This is a genomic window from Streptomyces sp. NPDC127068 (assembly GCF_042724695.1).
GTDB lineage: Bacteria > Actinomycetota > Actinomycetes > Streptomycetales > Streptomycetaceae > Streptomyces.
This window is the reverse complement of sequence record NZ_JBHXEN010000055.1, coordinates 1-18139: the sequence shown is the minus strand read 5'-3', so window position 1 is coordinate 18139 and position 18139 is coordinate 1. Positions and strand designations below refer to the sequence as shown.

16 protein-coding genes are annotated in these 18139 nt (G+C 72.3%); 2 read left to right on the top strand and 14 right to left on the bottom strand.

What is annotated here, in order from left to right:
• Window positions 1-39: 39 nt before the first annotated feature.
• From ACFWIA_RS28375 to ACFWIA_RS28320, 12 genes are all read right to left on the bottom strand, one after another.
• Complete coding sequence (locus ACFWIA_RS28375) at window positions 40-645, bottom strand: hypothetical protein (RefSeq protein ID WP_387009914.1); 606 nt, start codon at window positions 643-645, stop codon at window positions 40-42.
• A 15-nt stretch (window positions 646-660) separates the two neighbouring features.
• Complete coding sequence (locus tag ACFWIA_RS28370; protein ID WP_387009912.1) at window positions 661-1269, bottom strand: pilus assembly protein TadG-related protein; 609 nt, start codon at window positions 1267-1269, stop codon at window positions 661-663.
• Window positions 1266-1469, bottom strand: coding sequence for a hypothetical protein (locus ACFWIA_RS28365; RefSeq protein ID WP_385755420.1), 204 nt, complete (start codon window positions 1467-1469; stop codon window positions 1266-1268). The genes ACFWIA_RS28370 and ACFWIA_RS28365 overlap by 4 nt, the downstream gene beginning before the upstream one ends.
• Window positions 1470-1574: 105 nt before the next feature.
• Window positions 1575-2366: a response regulator gene (locus ACFWIA_RS28360; protein ID WP_387009910.1), complete on the bottom strand. Its 792-nt coding sequence runs from the start codon at window positions 2364-2366 to the stop codon at window positions 1575-1577.
• The gene (locus ACFWIA_RS28355; protein ID WP_387009908.1) at window positions 2356-3834 is read right to left on the bottom strand and encodes a sensor histidine kinase; all 1479 of its coding nucleotides are present in this window, start codon (window positions 3832-3834) and stop codon (window positions 2356-2358) included. The genes ACFWIA_RS28360 and ACFWIA_RS28355 overlap by 11 nt, the downstream gene beginning before the upstream one ends.
• Window positions 3834-4724, bottom strand: a complete 891-nt coding sequence (locus ACFWIA_RS28350) for a DUF5936 domain-containing protein (RefSeq protein ID WP_385755432.1) — start codon at window positions 4722-4724, stop codon at window positions 3834-3836. The genes ACFWIA_RS28355 and ACFWIA_RS28350 overlap by 1 nt, the downstream gene beginning before the upstream one ends.
• A gap of 19 nt (window positions 4725-4743) precedes the next feature.
• Window positions 4744-5682, bottom strand: coding sequence for a type II secretion system F family protein (locus tag ACFWIA_RS28345; protein ID WP_387009906.1), 939 nt, complete (start codon window positions 5680-5682; stop codon window positions 4744-4746).
• Between the two features lie 22 nt (window positions 5683-5704).
• Entirely contained in the window at window positions 5705-7051 is a 1347-nt protein-coding gene (locus tag ACFWIA_RS28340; RefSeq protein WP_387009904.1) for a CpaF family protein, read from the bottom strand.
• 75 nt (window positions 7052-7126) lie between these two features.
• A complete protein-coding gene (locus ACFWIA_RS28335) occupies window positions 7127-7441 on the bottom strand; it encodes a TadE/TadG family type IV pilus assembly protein (protein ID WP_387009967.1) in 315 nt (104 codons plus the stop codon).
• A gap of 953 nt (window positions 7442-8394) precedes the next feature.
• Window positions 8395-10026: a CpaE family protein gene (locus tag ACFWIA_RS28330; protein WP_387009902.1), complete on the bottom strand. Its 1632-nt coding sequence runs from the start codon at window positions 10024-10026 to the stop codon at window positions 8395-8397.
• Window positions 10027-10036: 10 nt separating this feature from the next.
• On the bottom strand, window positions 10037-10741 hold the full coding sequence (gene cpaB / locus ACFWIA_RS28325; RefSeq protein WP_387009900.1) for a Flp pilus assembly protein CpaB: 705 nt from the start codon (window positions 10739-10741) through the stop codon (window positions 10037-10039).
• Between the two features lie 91 nt (window positions 10742-10832).
• Window positions 10833-11861: a hypothetical protein gene (locus ACFWIA_RS28320; RefSeq protein ID WP_387009898.1), complete on the bottom strand. Its 1029-nt coding sequence runs from the start codon at window positions 11859-11861 to the stop codon at window positions 10833-10835.
• 581 nt (window positions 11862-12442) lie between these two features.
• Between ACFWIA_RS28320 and ACFWIA_RS28315 the strand changes: the two genes are divergently transcribed.
• A complete protein-coding gene (locus tag ACFWIA_RS28315; RefSeq protein ID WP_387009896.1) occupies window positions 12443-14182 on the top strand; it encodes a chitinase in 1740 nt (579 codons plus the stop codon).
• A gap of 213 nt (window positions 14183-14395) precedes the next feature.
• Entirely contained in the window at window positions 14396-15718 is a 1323-nt protein-coding gene (locus tag ACFWIA_RS28310) for a hypothetical protein (RefSeq protein WP_387009894.1), read from the top strand.
• A gap of 36 nt (window positions 15719-15754) precedes the next feature.
• On the opposite strand, the gene ACFWIA_RS28305 is transcribed toward ACFWIA_RS28310, so the two are convergent.
• Window positions 15755-17074: an Nramp family divalent metal transporter gene (locus tag ACFWIA_RS28305; protein WP_387009893.1), complete on the bottom strand. Its 1320-nt coding sequence runs from the start codon at window positions 17072-17074 to the stop codon at window positions 15755-15757.
• Window positions 17075-17206: 132 nt separating this feature from the next.
• Window positions 17207-17968: a Clp protease N-terminal domain-containing protein gene (locus ACFWIA_RS28300; RefSeq protein ID WP_387009891.1), complete on the bottom strand. Its 762-nt coding sequence runs from the start codon at window positions 17966-17968 to the stop codon at window positions 17207-17209.
• Between the last annotated feature and the right edge of the window lie 171 nt (window positions 17969-18139).

Genomic DNA, 18139 nt, shown 5'->3' with positions numbered 1-18139 from the left:
CAGCGGGGCTCCGGGGGTGGGGGCGGAGTCGGTCATCGGCTATTCGCCCTCGCTGATCTCGATGGATGCGGGGGGCATGGAGCCCACTTGGAAGTCGACCTTCGTCGTGCCTTCGGGGGGGGCGGGGAACTGAGCGAACCACTCGGCGGTGTCGCCGGACAGGACTCCCCCTGTGAAACGGGTGCACAGGCAGCGCCCCTCCGTGTCACGGAGGACGAGGTACTTCTTCTTTCCAGTGTTGTCCACCAGGCTAGCGCCAGCGATGGAACCGCCGTTCTTGGCCAGTTCGCTCTCGTCGCCACGCCACTCCCCAGCGGACCACGGTTGGCCAGAGCCGTTGGACACCGTCCCCTGCACTGTGACGAATCCACCTTCACTGCGCACCGCAGACGTGACGGTAAGTGTCAAGCCTCCGCCTTTGACCTCGGACAGTTTCTGACTGTCAGGAGCCGTGGCTGGAGACTCATCGGCAGCGCGCTCTTCGTTCTCCCTGCCCGAAGAAACAGCAGCAGACGGGTCTTGTCCCTGCTTTCCATCTCCATCCTGGCTATCCCCACCGCAGCCGCTCGCAGCAAAGAACAGAACAGCGGCAGCCACCACTGACATCAGAGTTCTTTGACCGGTCCTGTCGCGCCGGAGGTTCATGAGTAGGAATCCCTTTCATTCGGCCAGATGCACGGAGAACAGAACAGACGCGTCAGGCAGGTCACCTGGCCGAAATTCGTCGGGATCGACAACAATCGGATTGCCATCACAGTCGAGTTCAACGATGCCACCGAGGTCAACGTTCGGAGGCAACTCACAGCGGGGCTTCAGGACTGCCGTAGCTTTGGCTAGGGCTCTCAGGGACTCCGTGCCCGGAATGATCGAGTCTCCAACCGCGTAGTTGGTTTCGATTTCCACCTGAAATCCCGGATACCCGTTCACTACGGTCGAACCGAATCCCGTCACAGTTGCATCGTTCTCGCCGGCAAACTGCTCTGCTGCGGTAAGCGCTCCACCGCCATCGAGGACGTCTCCGGTGAGCCAATCCATCCAGTCCTCATCGCCACCAATGGCGATTTCCAAGCCGCTGAGTAGTTCATCACGGGATGCCTGAACCGCAGCCAGCGCGGCCGCATCGGCCGCCGACTGTGCACCATTGCGAGCAGAAGCCGCCTGCGCGAAGGCGAAGAAAGCAAGTGCAGCGAATAGCGAAATCGCCGAGAGCCAAATATAGATCGGAAGGGTTTGCCCTCGGTCTGCTCGGCCCGTTTCGGAGCCGATCAACCTCCGATGACGTCGTTCACCGCCTTCAAGATGCGGTCCGAGATCATGCCGTCCAGACCGAGTCCGTCGATCAGGGTGAAGATTCCCGCGATGATGATCAGTAGGCCGGCGTACTCCACGAAACCGGCGCCGCGGTCGCGTGCGGGGCCCCGTAGGTGGGTCAGGGTGCGGTGGCGCCAGGTGGTCAGGCGAGTCCTCATCGTGGGTCCTTCCGTCCGGGTGCCGTGCACGTCCGACTACGGAAAGGTACGGGACGGGGGCGGTCGGGCTCGTGGGCCCTGGGGCCCAACTCGCAGGTGAGGGGGTCAACGGGACCACCCTTCCCGTAGGGAGGGCGGGGCGGTTCCGAGCCAGTGGGCGATCGCTTCGCTCCGGCTCCCGCTCTGTAGCTTCGCGAAGATCCGGTTGATGTGGTTCTTGACGGTCTTCTCGCTGATGAAACAGGTGGCGGCGATCTGTTGGTTGTTCATGCCGGACGCGATGAGATCCATGACCTCCACCTCCCTGGAACTGAGACCGAAAGCGAACGGACCGCGCCCGCCGCCGCGTTGCTCGCGGGGGCGACCCTCACGGTTCCACCACGACTCTCCCACAAAGCGTTGCACCTGCGAAGCAGGTTGGGGTGATCCGGGCTGACGGGTCGGGTGATCCGAGACGTCCGGCCCCGTGGGAGGCCCCGTCGTGGACCACACGTCCCGTGCCGACGGGGTGCAGGTGCCGAGTCCGTCCGCCGTTCTCCGTACCGCCAGGAGGAGTTCGTCCGTGGTGAACTCCCCGTGCACCAGGTACCCGCGGGCGCCGAGTCGACGCGCCGCGCGGACCGTTTCGGGTTCCGCGCTGTAGGTGAGCATCAGGACCGGTGCCAGGCGGGCGAGTCCGGGGAGCGCGGTGAGACCGTCCGTGCCGGGCATGCGGACGTCGAGCAGGACCACGTCGGGGCGGTGCCGTCGGACCGCGGTCAGGGCTTCCGCGCCGTTCGTGGCCTCCGCGACGACGGTGAGGCCGGGGCCGGTGCCGAGGAGGGCGGCGAGTCCGGCCCGGACGACCGGGTTGTCGTCGGTGACGACGACCCGCAGGGTTGGCGGCTCAGGGGGCATGGTCAGCCTCCGGGAGGAGGGAGGGGACGGGACGGTTGCGGTGCGCGGGGTGCCGTGTCGGCGGGGTGGACCGGGGGACGGTCAGGCGGACGCGGGTGCCGGGGGTCCGGGCGGTCGGGCGGGGGTCCGCCGGGGTGATCGTCAGGGTGGCGTCGAGGGCGGCGGCGCGTTCGACCATGCCGAGCAGGCCGAACCGGCCCCGGGCCCGTAGTGCGGCGAGTCGTGGCGATCCGGGGGCGAGGGTGCCGAGGGCGGCGCCAGGGATGCCGTTGCCGTCGTCGGTGACGGTGACCGTCAGGGTTCGGGCGTCGCCGGTGACGGTGACGGTGAGGTGGGAGGCGCGTGCGTGTCGGTGCGCGTTCTCCAGGGCCTCGCCCACGATGGTGGCCGTTTCACGGGCCACGGACGCCGGGGCGGTGAACGTCGTTGCGGGGGCCCGCTCGGCGCGCAGGGCGGCGGGCGTGCCGGCGCGGGCGCGGAAGTCGGTGACGACGGCGTCCAGTTCGACGAGCAGATCGGTGGGCGGGGGGTGGGGCTCGGTGCCGCGGAGGTCGCGCAGCAGGGTGCGGGACTCGGTGGCGGCGCGGCGGGCGGCCTGGGCGACCTCGTCGGCGCGGGCCCGCAGGACGTGGGGGTCCACCCGGTCCGCCCCGGTGGCCAGGGCTTCGGCGGACAGGGCCAGGCCGTGCAGGGTCTTGGCGACGGAGTCGTGCATCTCGCGGGCGAGGCGGGCGCGTTCGGATTCCACGGCGTCCCGGACGGCGAGGTCGGCGTTGGCTTCGGCGAGGGCCCGGGTGGCGGCGCCGAACCGGAACATCAGGTTGCGCAGGGTCACGCCGATGATGCCGGCGGCGACGCAGAACCCGGCGAGCAGGGCGGTGCTGGGCCCGGTGCCGGGGCGGTGTTCCCAGGCGCGGTACGCGGTGAGCAGCGCGACGATCTGGAGGCCGGTGAAGACGCCGGCGCCGCGCCAGCCGTACAGCAGTCCCGACAGCAGGGGGGTGCAGACGGCGACGTAGCCGAGGGGGGAGGCGGGGGACGCGGTGAGCAGGAGTATCGAGCCGACGAGGAGGTCCGCCCCCATCAGGGTGGGGTGGGCGAGGACGCGGGGGCCGAAGCGTTCCCAGTCGCGGAGCATCGCGTAGGAGCTCATGAAGCCGGCGATGCTGGCGGCGAGGACGGCGTACCGGGGGGCGCCGTCGGCGGCGCCGGCCATGGCGAAGGGCACCCCGATCGCGATCATGGCGAGGCGGGCGCCGAAGACCTGGCGGCACAGGGCCTGGAGGGCGCTGAGCTGGATGCGGAGGCTGGGCGCGGGCGCGTCGTCCTCGATGGCGGAGGGCCAGGGTCCGGGCCGGGTGGCGAGCGGGGAGCCGGTGCGGCGTCCGCGGTGGAGCGCGCGGGCGAGCCGTGCCCGTAAGCGCTGGGGCGACGCCGTGCGGGGTGCGGGGTCGGGGGTGGGTCGCATCAGCGCCCCAGGATGGAGCCGAAGTCGCTGCCGGAGCCGAGGAACATGCCGGTGGCGATGAGGATCATCGTGGCGGGCAGCATGAACACCAGGGTCACCACGGTGGCCTTGGGGATGGTCTTCGCGGCGCGGCGGCGGGCGTTCTGGGCGTCGGTGCGGCGCATGTCGCCGGCGATCTGGATGAGGGTCTCGGCGATCGGGGAGCCGAGTTCCTCGCCCTGTTGGAGGGCGGAGACGAACTGGGCGACCTGTTCGGAGTCGTTGCGGCGGCGCAGTTCGTCGAAGGCCTGGCGGCGGCTGACGCCCATGTCCATCTGGCGGAGGGTGATGCGCAGTTCGTCGGCCCAGGGGCCTTCGTACCGTTCGGCGACCCGGTCGAGTGCCTGGCGGAAGCCGAGGCCGGCGGAGACGACGACGGCGAGGACGTCGAGGAAGTCGGGGAGGGTGCGGTCGATGACGGCGCGGCGTTCCCGGACGGCCTGCCAGATGAGGGCGTCGGCGGCGAACAGGCCGAAGGCGAGGGTGAGGGCGGCGAACAGGGGTTGTGCGTTGTTGAGGAAGACGAGTCCGAGGACGACGCCGAACACCCCGTAGACGGCGCGGCGGGCCGCGTACCGGTCGACGGTGAGGCCGCCGGGGTTGCCCGCCCGGTCGATGCGGCGGCGTTTGGCGTCGACGCGTTTGGGGCCCATCAGGCGCAGGACGAGGGGGGCGCAGCGCATGCCGAGGCGGTCGACGGCGGAGTCCGTGGTGGAGACGCGGGTGGCGCCGACCTCCAGGGCCAGGGCGAGGTCGCCGGGGAGTTTGGTCTCCGTGCGGTACAGGCGGATGCCGAAGAGGGCGCCGAACACGGCGGCGCCCGTGAGCGCGGCGAGCAGCAGGGCCGTCATCGTCATCGGGGGGAACCTCTCACACTTCGATCTTGCCGAGGCGGCGGATGACGAAGAATCCGACCGCGTAGAGCCCGAGGGCGATCAGCATCAGGACCTGGCCGACCGGGGAGCCGGTGACCCGGGCGAGGGCGCCTTCGTTGGAGGAGTTGACCAGGAGCAGCGAGCCCAGGCCGAGCAGGGGGACGGTGAAGGCGGTCGCGTTGACCTCGGACAGCATGGTCCGCACCTCGCGGCGGGTCTCCTTGCGGTCCTCCAGGGTCTGGGTGAGGTTGCGCAGGGAGCTGACGACGGAGCCGCCGGCCTTGTTGGACAGGACGAGGGTGGTGACGAGGACGACGAGTTCGCGGGAGGGCAGTCGTCGGGCGAGTTCGCCGAGGGCGTCGTCGACGGAGCGGCCGAGGGTGAGTTGGTCGGCGACGAGGGAGAGCTCTTCGCCGGCGGGGGCTTCGAGTTCTTCGGCGGCCATGGTGAGGGAGGTGCGCAGGGCGAGTCCGGCGGCGGTGGCGTTGGCGAGGAGCCGGGCGACGTCGGGGAGCTGGTTGATGAACGCTTCGATGCGTTTCTGTCGCTGCCAGTTGAGGAAGATGACGGCGCTCCACACGCCGACGGCGGCGGCGAGGGGACCGAAGAAGGGGGCGAGGGCGGAGGCCGCGACGAGCCAGAGGCCGACGACGCCGGCGAGGGCGTAGGTGAAGAACTCGCCGGCGGTGAGGTCGAGTCCGGTGGCGGCGAGCCGCAGGCTGATGGCGCGGCCGAGGCGGGTGTGGCGCAGCCGGCGGTCGACGGCGACGAAGCGTCGGGTGCGGCTCGCGGGGCCGTGGACGGGGCCGCCGGAGAGGCGGTCGACGAGGGCTTGGCGTTGGGCGCGGCCGGTGGCCCAGCTGTGCAGTCCGGCGATGGCGAGGGTGCAGCACAGCAGGGTGGCGCCGAGGGCGAGGAGGGCGAGTTCGCTCATGCCGGGCTCCGCGGGTGTCGGTTCATGCGAGGGCCTGCCTGGTGTGGGGTGGGGCGATGCCTTCGGCGGCGACTCCGAAGGCGGGCGGGACCGGTTCGCTGGCGACGTACAGCTTCTCCGCTACGGCGCGGGGCAGGGGCAGGTGTTCGAAGTGGCCGTGCACGATCCGGTCGGCGCCGGGGGGCCGGGGGACGAAGCGGGAGACGGTGGCGATGCGCAGGGGTTCGCGTCCGTGGGAGACGAGGAGCGCGATCTCGACCACGCGGCGGGAGCCGTCGGCGTGGCGGGCGAGTTGCACGACGACGTCGACGGCGGAGTTGATCTGGTCCTTGAGCGCTTCGAAGGGGATGCGGACCTCGGACATGGAGCCGAGGGTCTGGAGTCGCATCAGGGCGTCCTCGGCGCTGTTGGCGTGGACGGTGGCGAGGGAGCCGTCGTGGCCGGTGGACATGGCCTGGAGCATGTCGAGGGTCTCGCCGCCGCGGACCTCGCCGACGATGATGCGGTCGGGGCGCATGCGCAGGCTGTTGCGGACCAGGTCGCGGATGGTGATGTGGCCCTTGCCCTCGACGTTCGGGGGGCGGGACTCCAGCCGGATCACGTGTTCCTGCTGGAGTTGGAGTTCCGCGGAGTCCTCGATGGTGATGATGCGTTCGCGGTCCGGGATGAGTCCGGACAGGGCGTTGAGGAGGGTCGTCTTCCCGGAGCCGGTGCCGCCGCTGACGATGACGTTGAAGCGGGCGCGGACGAACGCGGACAGGAGCAGCAGCATCTGTTCGTCGAGGGAGCCCAGGCCGATGAGTTCGGTGAGGGTGTAGGCGCGGGGGAAGCGGCGGATGGTGAGGGTGGGGCCGGTGAGGGACAGCGGGGGGATGATGACGTTGACGCGTTCGCCGGTGGGCAGTCGGGCGTCGACCATCGGGTTGGACTCGTCCACGCGCCGGTTGACGGTGGAGACGATGCGTTCGATGGTCTGCATGAGCTGTTCGTCGGAGGCGAAGCGGAGCGGGAGCTGTTCCACGCGGCCGGCGCGTTCCACGAAGACGGCGTCGGGTCCGTTGACCATGATCTCGGTGATCGACGCGTCGGCGAGGAGCGGTTCGAGGACGCCGAGGCCCAGGGCCTCGTCCACCACGCGGCGGATGAGTTGGCCGCGTTCGCTGGTGGAGAGGACGGGGCCCTCGCGGCTGATCAGGTGGCCGAGTACGCGTTCCAGCCGGACCCGGCGGTCGGCGGCGGCGAGCGAGGACATCTCGGCGAGGTCGATCTCTTCGAGGAGTTTGGCCCGGTAGACGGCGACGAGGTGGCTGTCCTCGCGTGGCGTGCCGGCTTCCTGGGGGGTGGCCGCCAGTCGGGAGCGCAGGCTCATGGGCTCTTCCTCCTTCCGTTCGGGTTCCGGTGCGGTGGTGCGGGTCGGATGGTCAGGGTGGTCGGGTGTCGGTGGTCAGTCGTCGGTGGGCATGGTGACCGTTCGGGTGACCTGCCAGCCGGAGCCGACGAAGGGCACGAGTACGGGGACGGTCACGGTGGCGGTCGCGCGGGAGAGTTCGCCGTCGTCCGCGGTGTCGACGTCGGCGTCGAGTCCGCCGTCCATCGCGGCGCGGCCCGCGGCTGCCCCGTCGCCGCCCTGGGCGGTGACGCGGGCCGCGGCGCGGGCTCCGGAGCCGGCTTGGCCGGCCGCGTAGCCGATCAGGCCGAGTTGGATGGCGGCGAGGCCGATCACCAGGAGGATCGGCAGGAACCCCGCGAACTCCAGCACGCTGACGCCCCGGTCGTCCTTGAGGACGCGGCGGGGCGGGGTTCCGCGGGGTCGGGTGCCGACGCCCGGGCTACGCGGTGCCCCCGCGCGTACGGGTACGGGGCGTCCCGCCCCCGCGTGGGCGGGGAGCACAGCGCCCGCTGCGGCTCCCGTGCCTGGTGCGTCGGACCGTCCCCGCTCGCGCGGGGCGCACGTGGAACGCACGTCGCCCAGCGGACCACCCCCGCGCGCGCGGGGAGCACCCGACGACGTTGCGGGCCACTGTGTCGATGGTCGGATCACCCCCGCGCGGGCGGGGGCGGCGCGTCGCACCCGCATGTGTACGGGTACGGGGCGTCCCATCCCCGCGTGGGCGGGGAGCACGAGCCGAACTCGCGGTGCTGCTCGCCGCCGGTGGGTCCGTCCCCGCTCGCGCGGGGCGCACTTCACGGTGCCGGTCGACTCGGCGTAACCCTCGGGACCACCCCCGCGCGTGCGGGGAACACCGGGCGAGGGCGCCCCCGCGCGCCGCACCGCCGTGCGCAGGACCCGGGGACGCCCCGCCCCTGCCCGGACGGGCACGTCCCGCCGCGTCCTGGCCTTCCGTACGGGCACGGTGCGCCGCGACCGCGCGAGGGCGGACGCGCGGGACCGGACCCCCGTGCGCAGGGCCCGGGAACGCCACAGCCCCGTACGGACGGACCCGCCGCGACGTGCCCTCGTCCGGGCCGGCGCGGAGGGCTGCGGCGCGGGGCGAGCAGACGCAGGGCGCGACACCGCCGTCCGGGCGGGCCAGGGCAACGGCAACCCCGTGCGCACGGCCGGGGGACGCCGTGCCCCCGTCCGGGCGGGCACGGTATGCCGCGTCTGTGTCCGGGCGAGCGGGGGCGGCGACGGCGCCCCCGTCCGGGCGGGCGCAGCGGGTCGCACCCGCGTGCGTACGGTCAGGGGCCCGCGCACCCTTGCGCGGGGGGTCACGGGGCGGCGCCCGCGGCGACTTCGTCGCCTTCGACGGCCGCCCCGGCCTCCGCGTCGACCGTCCACCCGGTGGTCACCCCGGGGAAGAAGACGGGCACCTCGGCGCTCACGCTGGCCCGCCAGACCAGTCCGTCCCGGGCGCAGGAGACGTCCGCCCCCTGCCAGGCCGCGGGCAGGTGCTGCTTCGCGGCGGCCACGCAGGCGCCTTCGCCGCCCTCGCCGAAGGCCGCCGCGGCGGTCGCGGCCCGGGCGCCCTCGTCGGCGGCGTTCCCGGTGAGCGAGAAGGTGTACCCGTACAGCGCGCACTGCCACAGGAGGGCGATGACGGCGAGCAGCAGCGGGAACATGCCGGCGAATTCGAGGGTGACCGCGCCCCGGTCGTTGCCGGCCGCGCGGCGGCGCAGGGCCAGCGCGCCGCGGTCGCCGCCGCGGCGTCTGCGGCCGGTGTCCGCGGGGTCGTCGGCCATCAGGCCGAGTTCCGCGGCGAGGGTCCACACGGCCTGTTTGACGGTGGACTTGTGGTCGAGGTCGTGGACCCGGCCGGCGTCCACGACGGCGTGGAGTTCCTTGAAGTGGGCGGGCACGCTGGTGCGGGCGACCCGGGTGCCGGTGACGCGTTCCACCAGTGACGCCTGGATCTCGGTGCCGCGGGCGTGGCGGTTGATGACGGTGGTGGTCTCCTCGGCCTTGCGGATCTGGAGCCGGTCCCAGAGACGGACCATGCGTTTGGCGGCCCGGATGGCGATCACGTCGGGGGTGACGAGGAGCAGCGCGCGGTCGGAGAGTTCGACGGCGGCGGCGCCCGCGGCGCTCATCTGGGTGCCGCAGTCGATGACGACGACCTCGTAGCGGCTGCGCAGGGCGGCGACGACCTGGCGGGCGACCCGGTCGGTGACCTCTTCGCCGCGTTCGCCCTCGGCGGGGGCGAGCAGCAGGGAGAGGCCGCTCTCGTGGGAGAAGAGCGCTTCGTGCAGGACGCGGGCGTTGATGTCGTGGATGGCGGCGAGGTCGGCGACGGAGCGGCGGAACTGGACGTCGAGGTAGGAGGCGACGTCCCCGGACTGGAGGTCGAGGTCGACCAGGGCGACGGTGTGGCCGCCGGCGCGGGCGGCGAGGGCGAGTTGCACGGCGGTGAAGGTGGTGCCGACGCCGCCCTTGGCTCCGGTGACGCTGATGACGGTGCCGCCGGGTCCGCCGTAGGGGGTGTCGCCGCTGCCGAGGTGGCGCCGCATGCCGGTGGCCCAGGTCGCGGCGGCTTGGACGCGTTCGGCGAGGGCGTCGTAGTCGAGGGGCAGGCCGACGATGCCGCGCACCCCGGAGTCCATGGCGGCGGTGAGCACGTCGTGGGAGGTGTCGGAGGTGATGAGGAGGACGCCGACGGAGGGGAACCGTTGGACGATCTCGCGGATCAGCTCGGGCACGGGTGCGGGGCCGATGCGTTCGTGGACGAGGACGACCTCGGGCAGTTCGTCGAGGGATTCGACGGCGAGCCGGGCGAGGGTGTCGAGGAGGGCGGTGGTGTCGGCCACGGGGATCGCGGGGTCGGCGTCGGGGAGCTGGCCGAGCAGGGACGACAGGGCGCGGGCGGATTCCAGATCCCCCACGGCGGGCAGCACACGGACGCTCATCGCGGCGCTCCTAGCGGTCCTCGTCGAGGGTGAACGTGCGGTCGTCGGGCCGGACGTCCGCGCCGCCGGGGGCGACCAGGGCGAGCCGGACGTGGGTGGCGAAGGACTCTGCGTAGGCGATGCGTTGGGCGTCGGCGGTGCCGAGGGCGAAGGTGATGGGGACGGCCTCGTTGGTGCTGCGTGCCCGGTCGCGGCGGTCGGGGTCGAGGGCGGTGAGCTTGCCGACGTCGATGACCTTGGCGTTCTCGACGATGACCTTGGACTGGTGCTTGGCCCGCTCGTCGTCGCTCTCGAAGGTGGCGTAGATGTTGACGGTGGCGCCCGGGGTGATCTTCCCGGCGACCCCGGTGGCCGCGTCGATCATGATGGCGATCTCCTGCTGTCCGGCGGAGAGTTCCGGCCGTTCGACGATCATGTCGTGTTGGAGCAGGGAGCCGGCGCGCAGCCGGGTGACGGCGATCTTGCCGCGGATGGCGTTCAGGTCGGTGACGGCGGTCTTGGAGAGCCACCGCTTCGGCATGCTGACCTTCTCGAACTGGCTGCTGGTCAGGGTCTTGTAGGGGGCGACGTCGCTCTTCAGGCGGTACGCGGTGGTTTCGGGTCCGACCTTGGAGTTCACGTCGCGGATCACCGCCAGCACCCCGGCGAAGGCGCCGAGGGCGCACAGTACCGAGAGGACCAGCAGGATGACGCCACGGCGCTGGCGTGAGTTCATGGCCGGACTACCTCGATCGGGAACGTGGGCGTGTGGACGGGGTGGTGGTGCGGGGGCCGGGCCGGGGTGCCGCGGGGCCGGGCGGTACGGCTCACACGGGGCCGCCGGTGAGGGCCCGGGCCGCGGTGGGCCGGCGCAATGCGGGGGCCGCCCGGGTGGTGGCCGTCCGTGGGGGCCCGGTCGCTTCGGGGGCCGGCGCGAGGGGCGCGGAACAGAATCCGCAGCGGTCGCCGATCAGTTCGAGTCCGCACCAGCGGCAGTGTTCGCGGCGGACCGAGGAGACGAGTTGGTAGAGCACCGAGATGTCGGGGATGGCGGCGGCGAACTCGACGACCTTGCCGGTGGCCCACCAGTGCGGGGACTCGGCGGGCAGCCGGGTCTCGGTGACGCCCTGGACCCGCCAGGCGGGGGCGAGGGTGTCGGTGACCCAGTCGGGGGCGAGTTGCCCGGCGGCGGTGAACAGGTGGGTGGCGAAGGCGGGGCCGGTGAGGGCGGGGGCTTCGCCGTCGGCGGCCGGGCCGTGCGGGGCGCCCTGGGTGCCGGTGAGCCGGACGAGTTCGGACTGCGGGGTGGCGAGGACCGCGAACTGGGAGCCGGGGACCCAGGACCTGGTGTGGGTCTTGAGGTCGACGGGGACCCGGTCGAGTCGGGTGACGGAGCCGAGGAGCGCTCCGGCGTAGATGTAGTGGGCGAGCAGTCGCGCGGCGGAGGCGAGCACTCCGGGGCTGAAGTCGCACACGGAGAGTTGACGCAGTTGCAGGGTGAGGACGGCGAGGCCGAGCGGCGGCAGGTCGGGCCGCAGCAGGGCGATGCGGTCGGTCTCCAGGAGGGAGCGCACGGTGTGCAGCCGTCTGGCGACGGCGGGCGGCGCGGAGGCCGGGCACACGACGACGACGTAGCCGTGGTGCTCGATCAGGGTGTGCATCTCCGTCAGGGACTGTTCGAGGCTGTACGCGTCCGGTGGGCGGCCCTGCCGGGCGGACTTGCCGGCGGCGCGCTCGCCCCGGCCGCGTTCGACGGGCGCGGCGGAGCGCAGCACGGCCGCGGACGGCGTGTGCCGGTCCAGGGCGGGCAGCACCAGGTCGGGACTGGTGACGGCTATGGCGGTCGGCACCCGCACACCCCCGCTTCCTCCCGGCGGCGTGGTCACACGACCGCCCTCACCGCACCACTGTGATGCCACTCCTGCATCTGTCTGCATCTGCACCATATCCACGGCGTGGCCCGCTCAACACCCGATCTCATCAGATGAGTTCACGGCACGTAGGAATTCGATCGACACAGGGTGAAGCGGAGGCCCTGGTTCCGCGCGGTGAATCCCCTGGGCGCCGGGGGTCACGGGCCGTCAGGGGGTTCCCGCGGGACACGCCTGGTCACCCGTCCGCGACCGCCCGTCACACCGCCCACCGACCCCTAAGCCAACCCTAAGAGGAACTCAAGCCAGAAATAACACCCCTTGACGGCATGCCCTTTGGGACATTCTTGCCTGGCACGGGGTGTCGTCAGAGGTCTTGACAACCCTGATTGGTCTGGACCAACTTGGGACAACGACGGTGGCCACCGTTTCGTATGCGCCACGTACACCGGTCGGACAGCCAGCCGCCCGGACCCCACGTTCCCGTCCTGTTCCAGCACGCCCCCACACCGGCGTTCAGTGATCCGTGCTTACTCGTTTCGCCACCACCCCACCGGAGGCAGCCAGTGCACCGCCGATCCCCCGCGCCCGCGCTCGCGGGCAGTGTCAGACGTCCCCACAGCACCGCCCGCAGGACCTGGGCCGGAGCCCTGTCCGCGGTACTCGCCGCATCCGCCCTGACCCTCACCGGGCTGGCGACCGACGCCGCCGCCGCGGACATCAACAACGCCAAGAACCCGGGCTTCGAGTCCGGGCTGGCCAACTGGACGTGCTCGTCTGGCACCGGCTCCAGCGTGGCCACCCCCGCCCGTACCGGCGCCGCCGCGCTGAAGGCGACCCCCGCGGGCCACGACAACGCCCGGTGTAGCCAGACCGTCGCCGTGAAGCCCAACTCCCGGTACACCCTGAGCGCCTGGGTGCAGGGCGGCCTCGCCTACCTCGGCGCGACCGGCACCGGCACCACCGACGTGTCCACCTGGACGCCCGACTCCTCCGGCTGGAAGCAGCTGACGACCAGCTTCACCACCGGCGCCAACACCACCTCGGTCAACGTCTACACCCACGGTTGGTACGGTGCCGCGGCGTACTTCGTCGACGACGTCTCGGTCTTCGGTCCGGACGGCGGCGGGGGCGGCGAGGAGACCGTCATCCCGGTGCCCCCGACCGACGTCGCGGTCGGCGGCGCCACCAAGAGCTCCCTGGACGTGTCGTGGAAGCCCGTCGCCAACGCGACCGGCTACAACGTCTACCGCGACGGCGTCAAGGTGCAGTCCGTCTCCGGCGCCTCGGCGGTCGTCACCGGCCTCGCCGTGGACACCGAGTACACCTTCCAGGTCACCGCGACCAACGCGGCCGGCGAGTCCGGCAAGTCCACGCCGCCCGTCAAGGGGCGCACGGCGAAGGACGGCGGGACCCCGGGCCTGCCCAAGCACTTCGTGACGGGCTACTGGCAGAACTTCAACAACCAGGCCACCGTGCAGACCCTGGCCCAGGTCAGCGACAACTACGACATCATCGCCGTGGCCTTCGCCGACGCCACCAGCACGCCGGGCGCCGTGACCTTCAACCTCAACTCGGCGCAGCTCGGCGGGTACACCGACGCCCAGTTCCGGGCCGACATCCGCACCAAGCAGGCCGCGGGCAAGAAGGTCATCATCTCGGTCGGCGGCGAACTCGGCACCGTCCGGGTCAACGACGCCGCCTCCGCGACGGCCTTCGCCAACTCCGTGCACGCACTGATGCAGTCGTACGGCTTCGACGGGGTCGACATCGACCTGGAGAACGGCCTCAACGCCACCTACATGACGCAGGCGCTGCGCGCCCTGTCGGCGAAGGTGGGCCCCTCGCTGATCATCGCGATGGCCCCGCAGACGATCGACATGCAGTCCACCTCCGGTGAGTACTTCAAGACGGCGCTCAACATCAAGGACATCCTGACCGTCGTCAACACGCAGTACTACAACAGCGGCGCCATGCTGGGCTGCGACGGCAAGGTCTACAGCCAGGGCACGGTGGACTTCCTCACCGCGCTGACCTGCATCCAGGTCGAGAACGGTCTCGACCCCTCGCAGGTGGCCATCGGCCTGCCGTCCTCGACCCGCGCGGCGGGCGGCGGCTACGTGTCGCCCTCGGTCGTCAACAACGCCCTGGACTGCCTGACCAAGCTCACCAACTGCGGTTCCTTCAAGCCCGCCCGGGCCTACCCGGCACTGCGGGGCGCGATGACCTGGTCGATCAACTGGGACGCCACGGCGGGCAACGCCTGGTCCAACACGGTCGGACCCCACGTCCGCAGCCTCCCTTAGCGGGCTCACCGTCGGCGGTCACCGGGCCCCACACCGGTGACCGCCCGGGACACCGCCTCCGTGGGTGATCGCCGTGCACCCCCACTTGCACGGCGAACCCCGCCCGCAGCGCCGCCGTTCCCCGGCGGCGCTGCGGTGCGTCCCCACCCCGGCCGCGGCGCCCGCCGGACCCCCGGAATACGCTCGCTCCGGGACCACGGGACGGGGACGGACATGGGTGGGGAGACGGACCTCCGCGACGCCGGCGCTCTCGCCGAACGGCTGGCGCAGGGCGTACCGCTGTCGCAGGCACTGCCCGACCCGCAGCCGCACGACTGGCTGGCCCTGGACGAGCGGGCGCGGTGGTGCACCTGGTACGGCCCCGAGGGACCGCGGCCCGAGTGGGAGCGGATCGCCCCGCTCGACGCCGACACCGCGCTGCTCGACGACTCCCGCCTCGCCCTCGCCCTCTGCCACCGCAACGGGCGCGTCCGGGCCGCCGCCCTGCACCCCGCGAAGGCCCGGCCCGCCCTGCTGCCCCTGGTGGTGATCCGCTGCGCGGACTGGGCGGAACCGGTACGCACCCGGGCCCGGGAACTCCTGGAAGCGGCCCTCGACGGCGACTCGGCCACCGCCCTCGCACCGCTGCTGTTCCTCGTCGGCCGGAGCGAGCGGGGCGCCTTCGGCCTCCGGCTGCTCGACGGGGTGCTGCGCACGGCGCCCGACGACCGGCTCCGGGCCCTGTTCGGCTCCCCCGACCGCGGGGTACGGCGGTACGCGTACCGGCTCGCCCTGGAGACCGGGCGGTTGGACCCCGTCGAGTTGGCCCGGACGGCCGCCCGGCGCGGCGAGGACCCGGTGGTCCAGCACCTGTGCGCGACGGCGGCCCTCGTGGCCCTGCCGGACGTCTTCCCCGCCGCCGACGCCCACGAGGACGTACTCGGCCCGCTGCTGTCCGCGCGCAACCCGCGCTGCCGCTCGGCCGGGGTGACCGCCCTGCGCCGCACCGGCCGACCGCAGCGGGCGGAGCCCTTCCTCGCCGACCGCTCGTCGGTGGTGCGGGCCTGCGCCCGATACGTGGTGCGGCAGGCCGGCGGCGACCCCTGGGCGTGGTACCGGGCGCGGTGCGCGGCAGCCGACGATCCGGACCTGGCGCCGGGCGCGGTGATCGGACTGGCGGAGGGCCACCAGCAGGCGGACGCGGAGCTGCTGTGGCCGTTGCTCGCCCACCCGGCGCCGGCGGTACGGGCCCGGGCGGTCGCCGGGCTGCGGGAGCTGGACCTCGCCCACGGGGACCGGCTGCGCCGCCTGCTGGACGATCCGGCCCCGGGGGTCGTGCGCGAGACGACGACGGCCCTGCTGCCGTGGGCGCGCGGGCTGCCCGCCGAGTGGCTCCTGGACCGGGCCGGGCCCGAGCGGCCCCGCCACGTCAGGGCCGCCGCGCTGCGCCTGCTGATGGCGCGTGACGGAAGCGGGGAACCGCGGGCGGTGGCCCGGCTCCTGGCGGACGCCGACCCGGAGCTGCGGGCCCGTGCGGAGCGGTGGGCGCAGCACTGACCGCCCACCGCCCGGTCAGCCGAAGCCGGGGCGCCGTCAGAAGAAGTCGCCCCACGGCTGGTCCAGCACCTGTTTGACGCACAGCACCACGAACAGCAGGCCGGCGAGCCCGAGCACCGCGTTGCTCAGCGGGCCGTTGCGCCATTCCCGGGGGGTGCGCGACGAGTTGAGCAGCCAGATCAGGGTCAGCGACAGGAACGGCATGAACGCGGCGCCCAGCACCCCGTACAGGATCACCAGACGGAACGGCTGGCCCTGGAACAGCAGCACCATCGGCGGGAACGTCAGCCACAGCAGATAGCCGCGGAACGCCCAGGAGCGCTGCCGTTCACCGGAGGCCACCGACGCGCCGGTGCCGCCCGCGGGGCCCTCCCGCAGTCGGCCGACGAAGTCCGCGAACATCAGGCTGACGCCGTGCCAGACCCCGATCAGCGAGGTGAACGAGGTGGCGAAAAACCCGATGAGGAACAGCTTGGCGGTGGCGGTGCCGTAGCGGTCCTCCAGCACCTCGGAGAGGTCGAGCAGCCCGCGGTCGCCGCTGGCGATGGCGACGCCCGAGGAGTGCAGCAGTTCGGCGCCCACGAACAGCATGGAGATCACGAACACCCCGGTGGTCGCGTACGCCACCCGGTTGTCGAACCGCATCACCTTCATCCATCCGGGGCCGGTCCACCCCTTGGCGTTGACCCAGTACCCGTACGCGGCGAGGGTGATCGTCCCGCCGACGCCGCCGATCAGGCCGAGCGTGTTGAGGACCGCGTCCTTCTCGTCGGGCAGGACGGGCAGCAGCCCGGCGAACGCGTCGCCGAGGTTCGGGGTCACCCGTGCCGCGAGGTACACCGTCACCACGAACATGACCCCGACCAGGACGGTCATGGCCTTCTCGAACACGGCGTACCGGTTGAACCAGACGAAGGCGAGCCCCACCAGTCCGCACACCACGCCCCAGGTGCGCAGGGACCAGCCGTCCGGGAAGAGCGCCTGCAACGGCAGCGCGCTGGAGGCCATCGCGGCGGCCCCGTACACGAAGCCCCAGACGACCACGTACACGGCGAAGAACGCGGTGGTCCACCGGCCGAGGCTGTGCCAGCCGTCGAACAGGGTGCGTCCGGTGGCGAGGTGCCAGCGGCCGGCGGCCTCGGCGAGGGAGATCTTGACCAGGCAGCCGACGACCGCGGCCCAGAGCAGGGTGTATCCGAAGTTGCTGCCGGCGACCAGGGTCGCCACCAGGTCGCCGGCGCCGACGCCGGTCGCCGCGACGACGATGCCGGGTCCGATGTAGCGCCAACTCGACTTGCGCGGAGGGGTGCCGGAGGCGTCCGGCACGGATGTGGGGGTGTCCGTTGTCTCGGCCATCCCTCCAAGGAACCGCAGACGCCCCCGTCCCACAAGACCCGCGGCCCCGCTCGACACGGCTTCACCACGTGCTTCCCGCCAGGACGAGGGCGACGAGGAGGACGCACCGTTGCCACCGCGGCGCCACCGCGGTCAGCTCTCGGTGTCGAGTCCGAGGTGTTCCTCCAGCCGCGCGATGCGCCGGGTCAACGGTGCGAGTTCCGCGCGGAGGACCGCGGCGAGCTCCTTTCGGGCGTCGGCCGGCACCGCCGGTCGGTCCTGCCCGGTCTGGGCCCGCAGATGGACGTAGCCGGCCAGCGCGGCGCTGACGGCGCGGCGCACGAGCTTGGGGTCGGCGCCCAGGGCCCGCAGCACCTGACCGGCGGCGCCGTCGGGTTCACCGACCAGACCGAGCAGCAGGTGTTCACAGCCGACGTAGTTGTGGCCGAGGCCGATCGCCTCGGTGACGGCCAGTTCGACGGCGTTGGCCGCGGGGCCGTCGAACCGGCTCGGATCGGTGTCCGCCGGCACGGGGCGGTGGTCTCCGGGCTGCCGGCGAGCCAGGTCATGTGCGACCTGCTTCGGCTCGATCTCCAGGGCGCCCAGGACGTGCAGGGCCAGGTTGCCGCCCTCGTCCAGCAGGGCGGCCAGCAGGTGCGCGGTTCCCAGTCGCGCCGCTCCGGCGCTCTCCGCCCGCTCGACCGCGAGGGTGAGCACGGTGCGCGTGCGCGCGGTGAAGTGCGCCAGTGCACCGGTCGGTTCGTCGTCGAGGTCGGTCAGCACCGTCTCCCGGATGGCGGTCACGCGGCGCACGGCCTGTTCCAGGGCGCGCTGGCACACGGCGGACACCGGTACGCCCGCCTGCTTGACCGCCTCGGCCAGTTCATCGGGCAGATAGACATTGATCTTTGGCATAACCCCAACGTAACCCCACTGGGGTTATGAAGGGAGGCGATAATCGGCCGCGTTCCTCGGGCGCGGCGCGCACGCGGACACGACGCGGCGGGGGCGCCGGGGCCGGGGGATCCGACACCCCCCACCCCCCACCGCGGCCACCAGGGGCCGGATACAACCCCGCCCCACGAG

Coding starts and splice junctions, on each gene's coding strand:
- ACFWIA_RS28375 (WP_387009914.1), bottom strand. CDS start 645: ATGAACCTCCGGCGCGACAGGACCGGTCAAAGAACTCTGATGTCAGTG.
- ACFWIA_RS28365 (WP_385755420.1), bottom strand. CDS start 1,469: ATGAGGACTCGCCTGACCACCTGGCGCCACCGCACCCTGACCCACCTA.
- ACFWIA_RS28360 (WP_387009910.1), bottom strand. CDS start 2,366: ATGCCCCCTGAGCCGCCAACCCTGCGGGTCGTCGTCACCGACGACAAC.
- ACFWIA_RS28355 (WP_387009908.1), bottom strand. CDS start 3,834: ATGCGACCCACCCCCGACCCCGCACCCCGCACGGCGTCGCCCCAGCGC.
- ACFWIA_RS28350 (WP_385755432.1), bottom strand. CDS start 4,724: ATGACGGCCCTGCTGCTCGCCGCGCTCACGGGCGCCGCCGTGTTCGGC.
- ACFWIA_RS28345 (WP_387009906.1), bottom strand. CDS start 5,682: ATGAGCGAACTCGCCCTCCTCGCCCTCGGCGCCACCCTGCTGTGCTGC.
- ACFWIA_RS28340 (WP_387009904.1), bottom strand. CDS start 7,051: ATGAGCCTGCGCTCCCGACTGGCGGCCACCCCCCAGGAAGCCGGCACG.
- ACFWIA_RS28330 (WP_387009902.1), bottom strand. CDS start 10,026: ATGAGCGTCCGTGTGCTGCCCGCCGTGGGGGATCTGGAATCCGCCCGC.
- cpaB (WP_387009900.1), bottom strand. CDS start 10,741: ATGAACTCACGCCAGCGCCGTGGCGTCATCCTGCTGGTCCTCTCGGTA.
- ACFWIA_RS28310 (WP_387009894.1), top strand. CDS start 14,396: ATGGGTGGGGAGACGGACCTCCGCGACGCCGGCGCTCTCGCCGAACGG.
- ACFWIA_RS28305 (WP_387009893.1), bottom strand. CDS start 17,074: ATGGCCGAGACAACGGACACCCCCACATCCGTGCCGGACGCCTCCGGC.
- ACFWIA_RS28300 (WP_387009891.1), bottom strand. CDS start 17,968: ATGCCAAAGATCAATGTCTATCTGCCCGATGAACTGGCCGAGGCGGTC.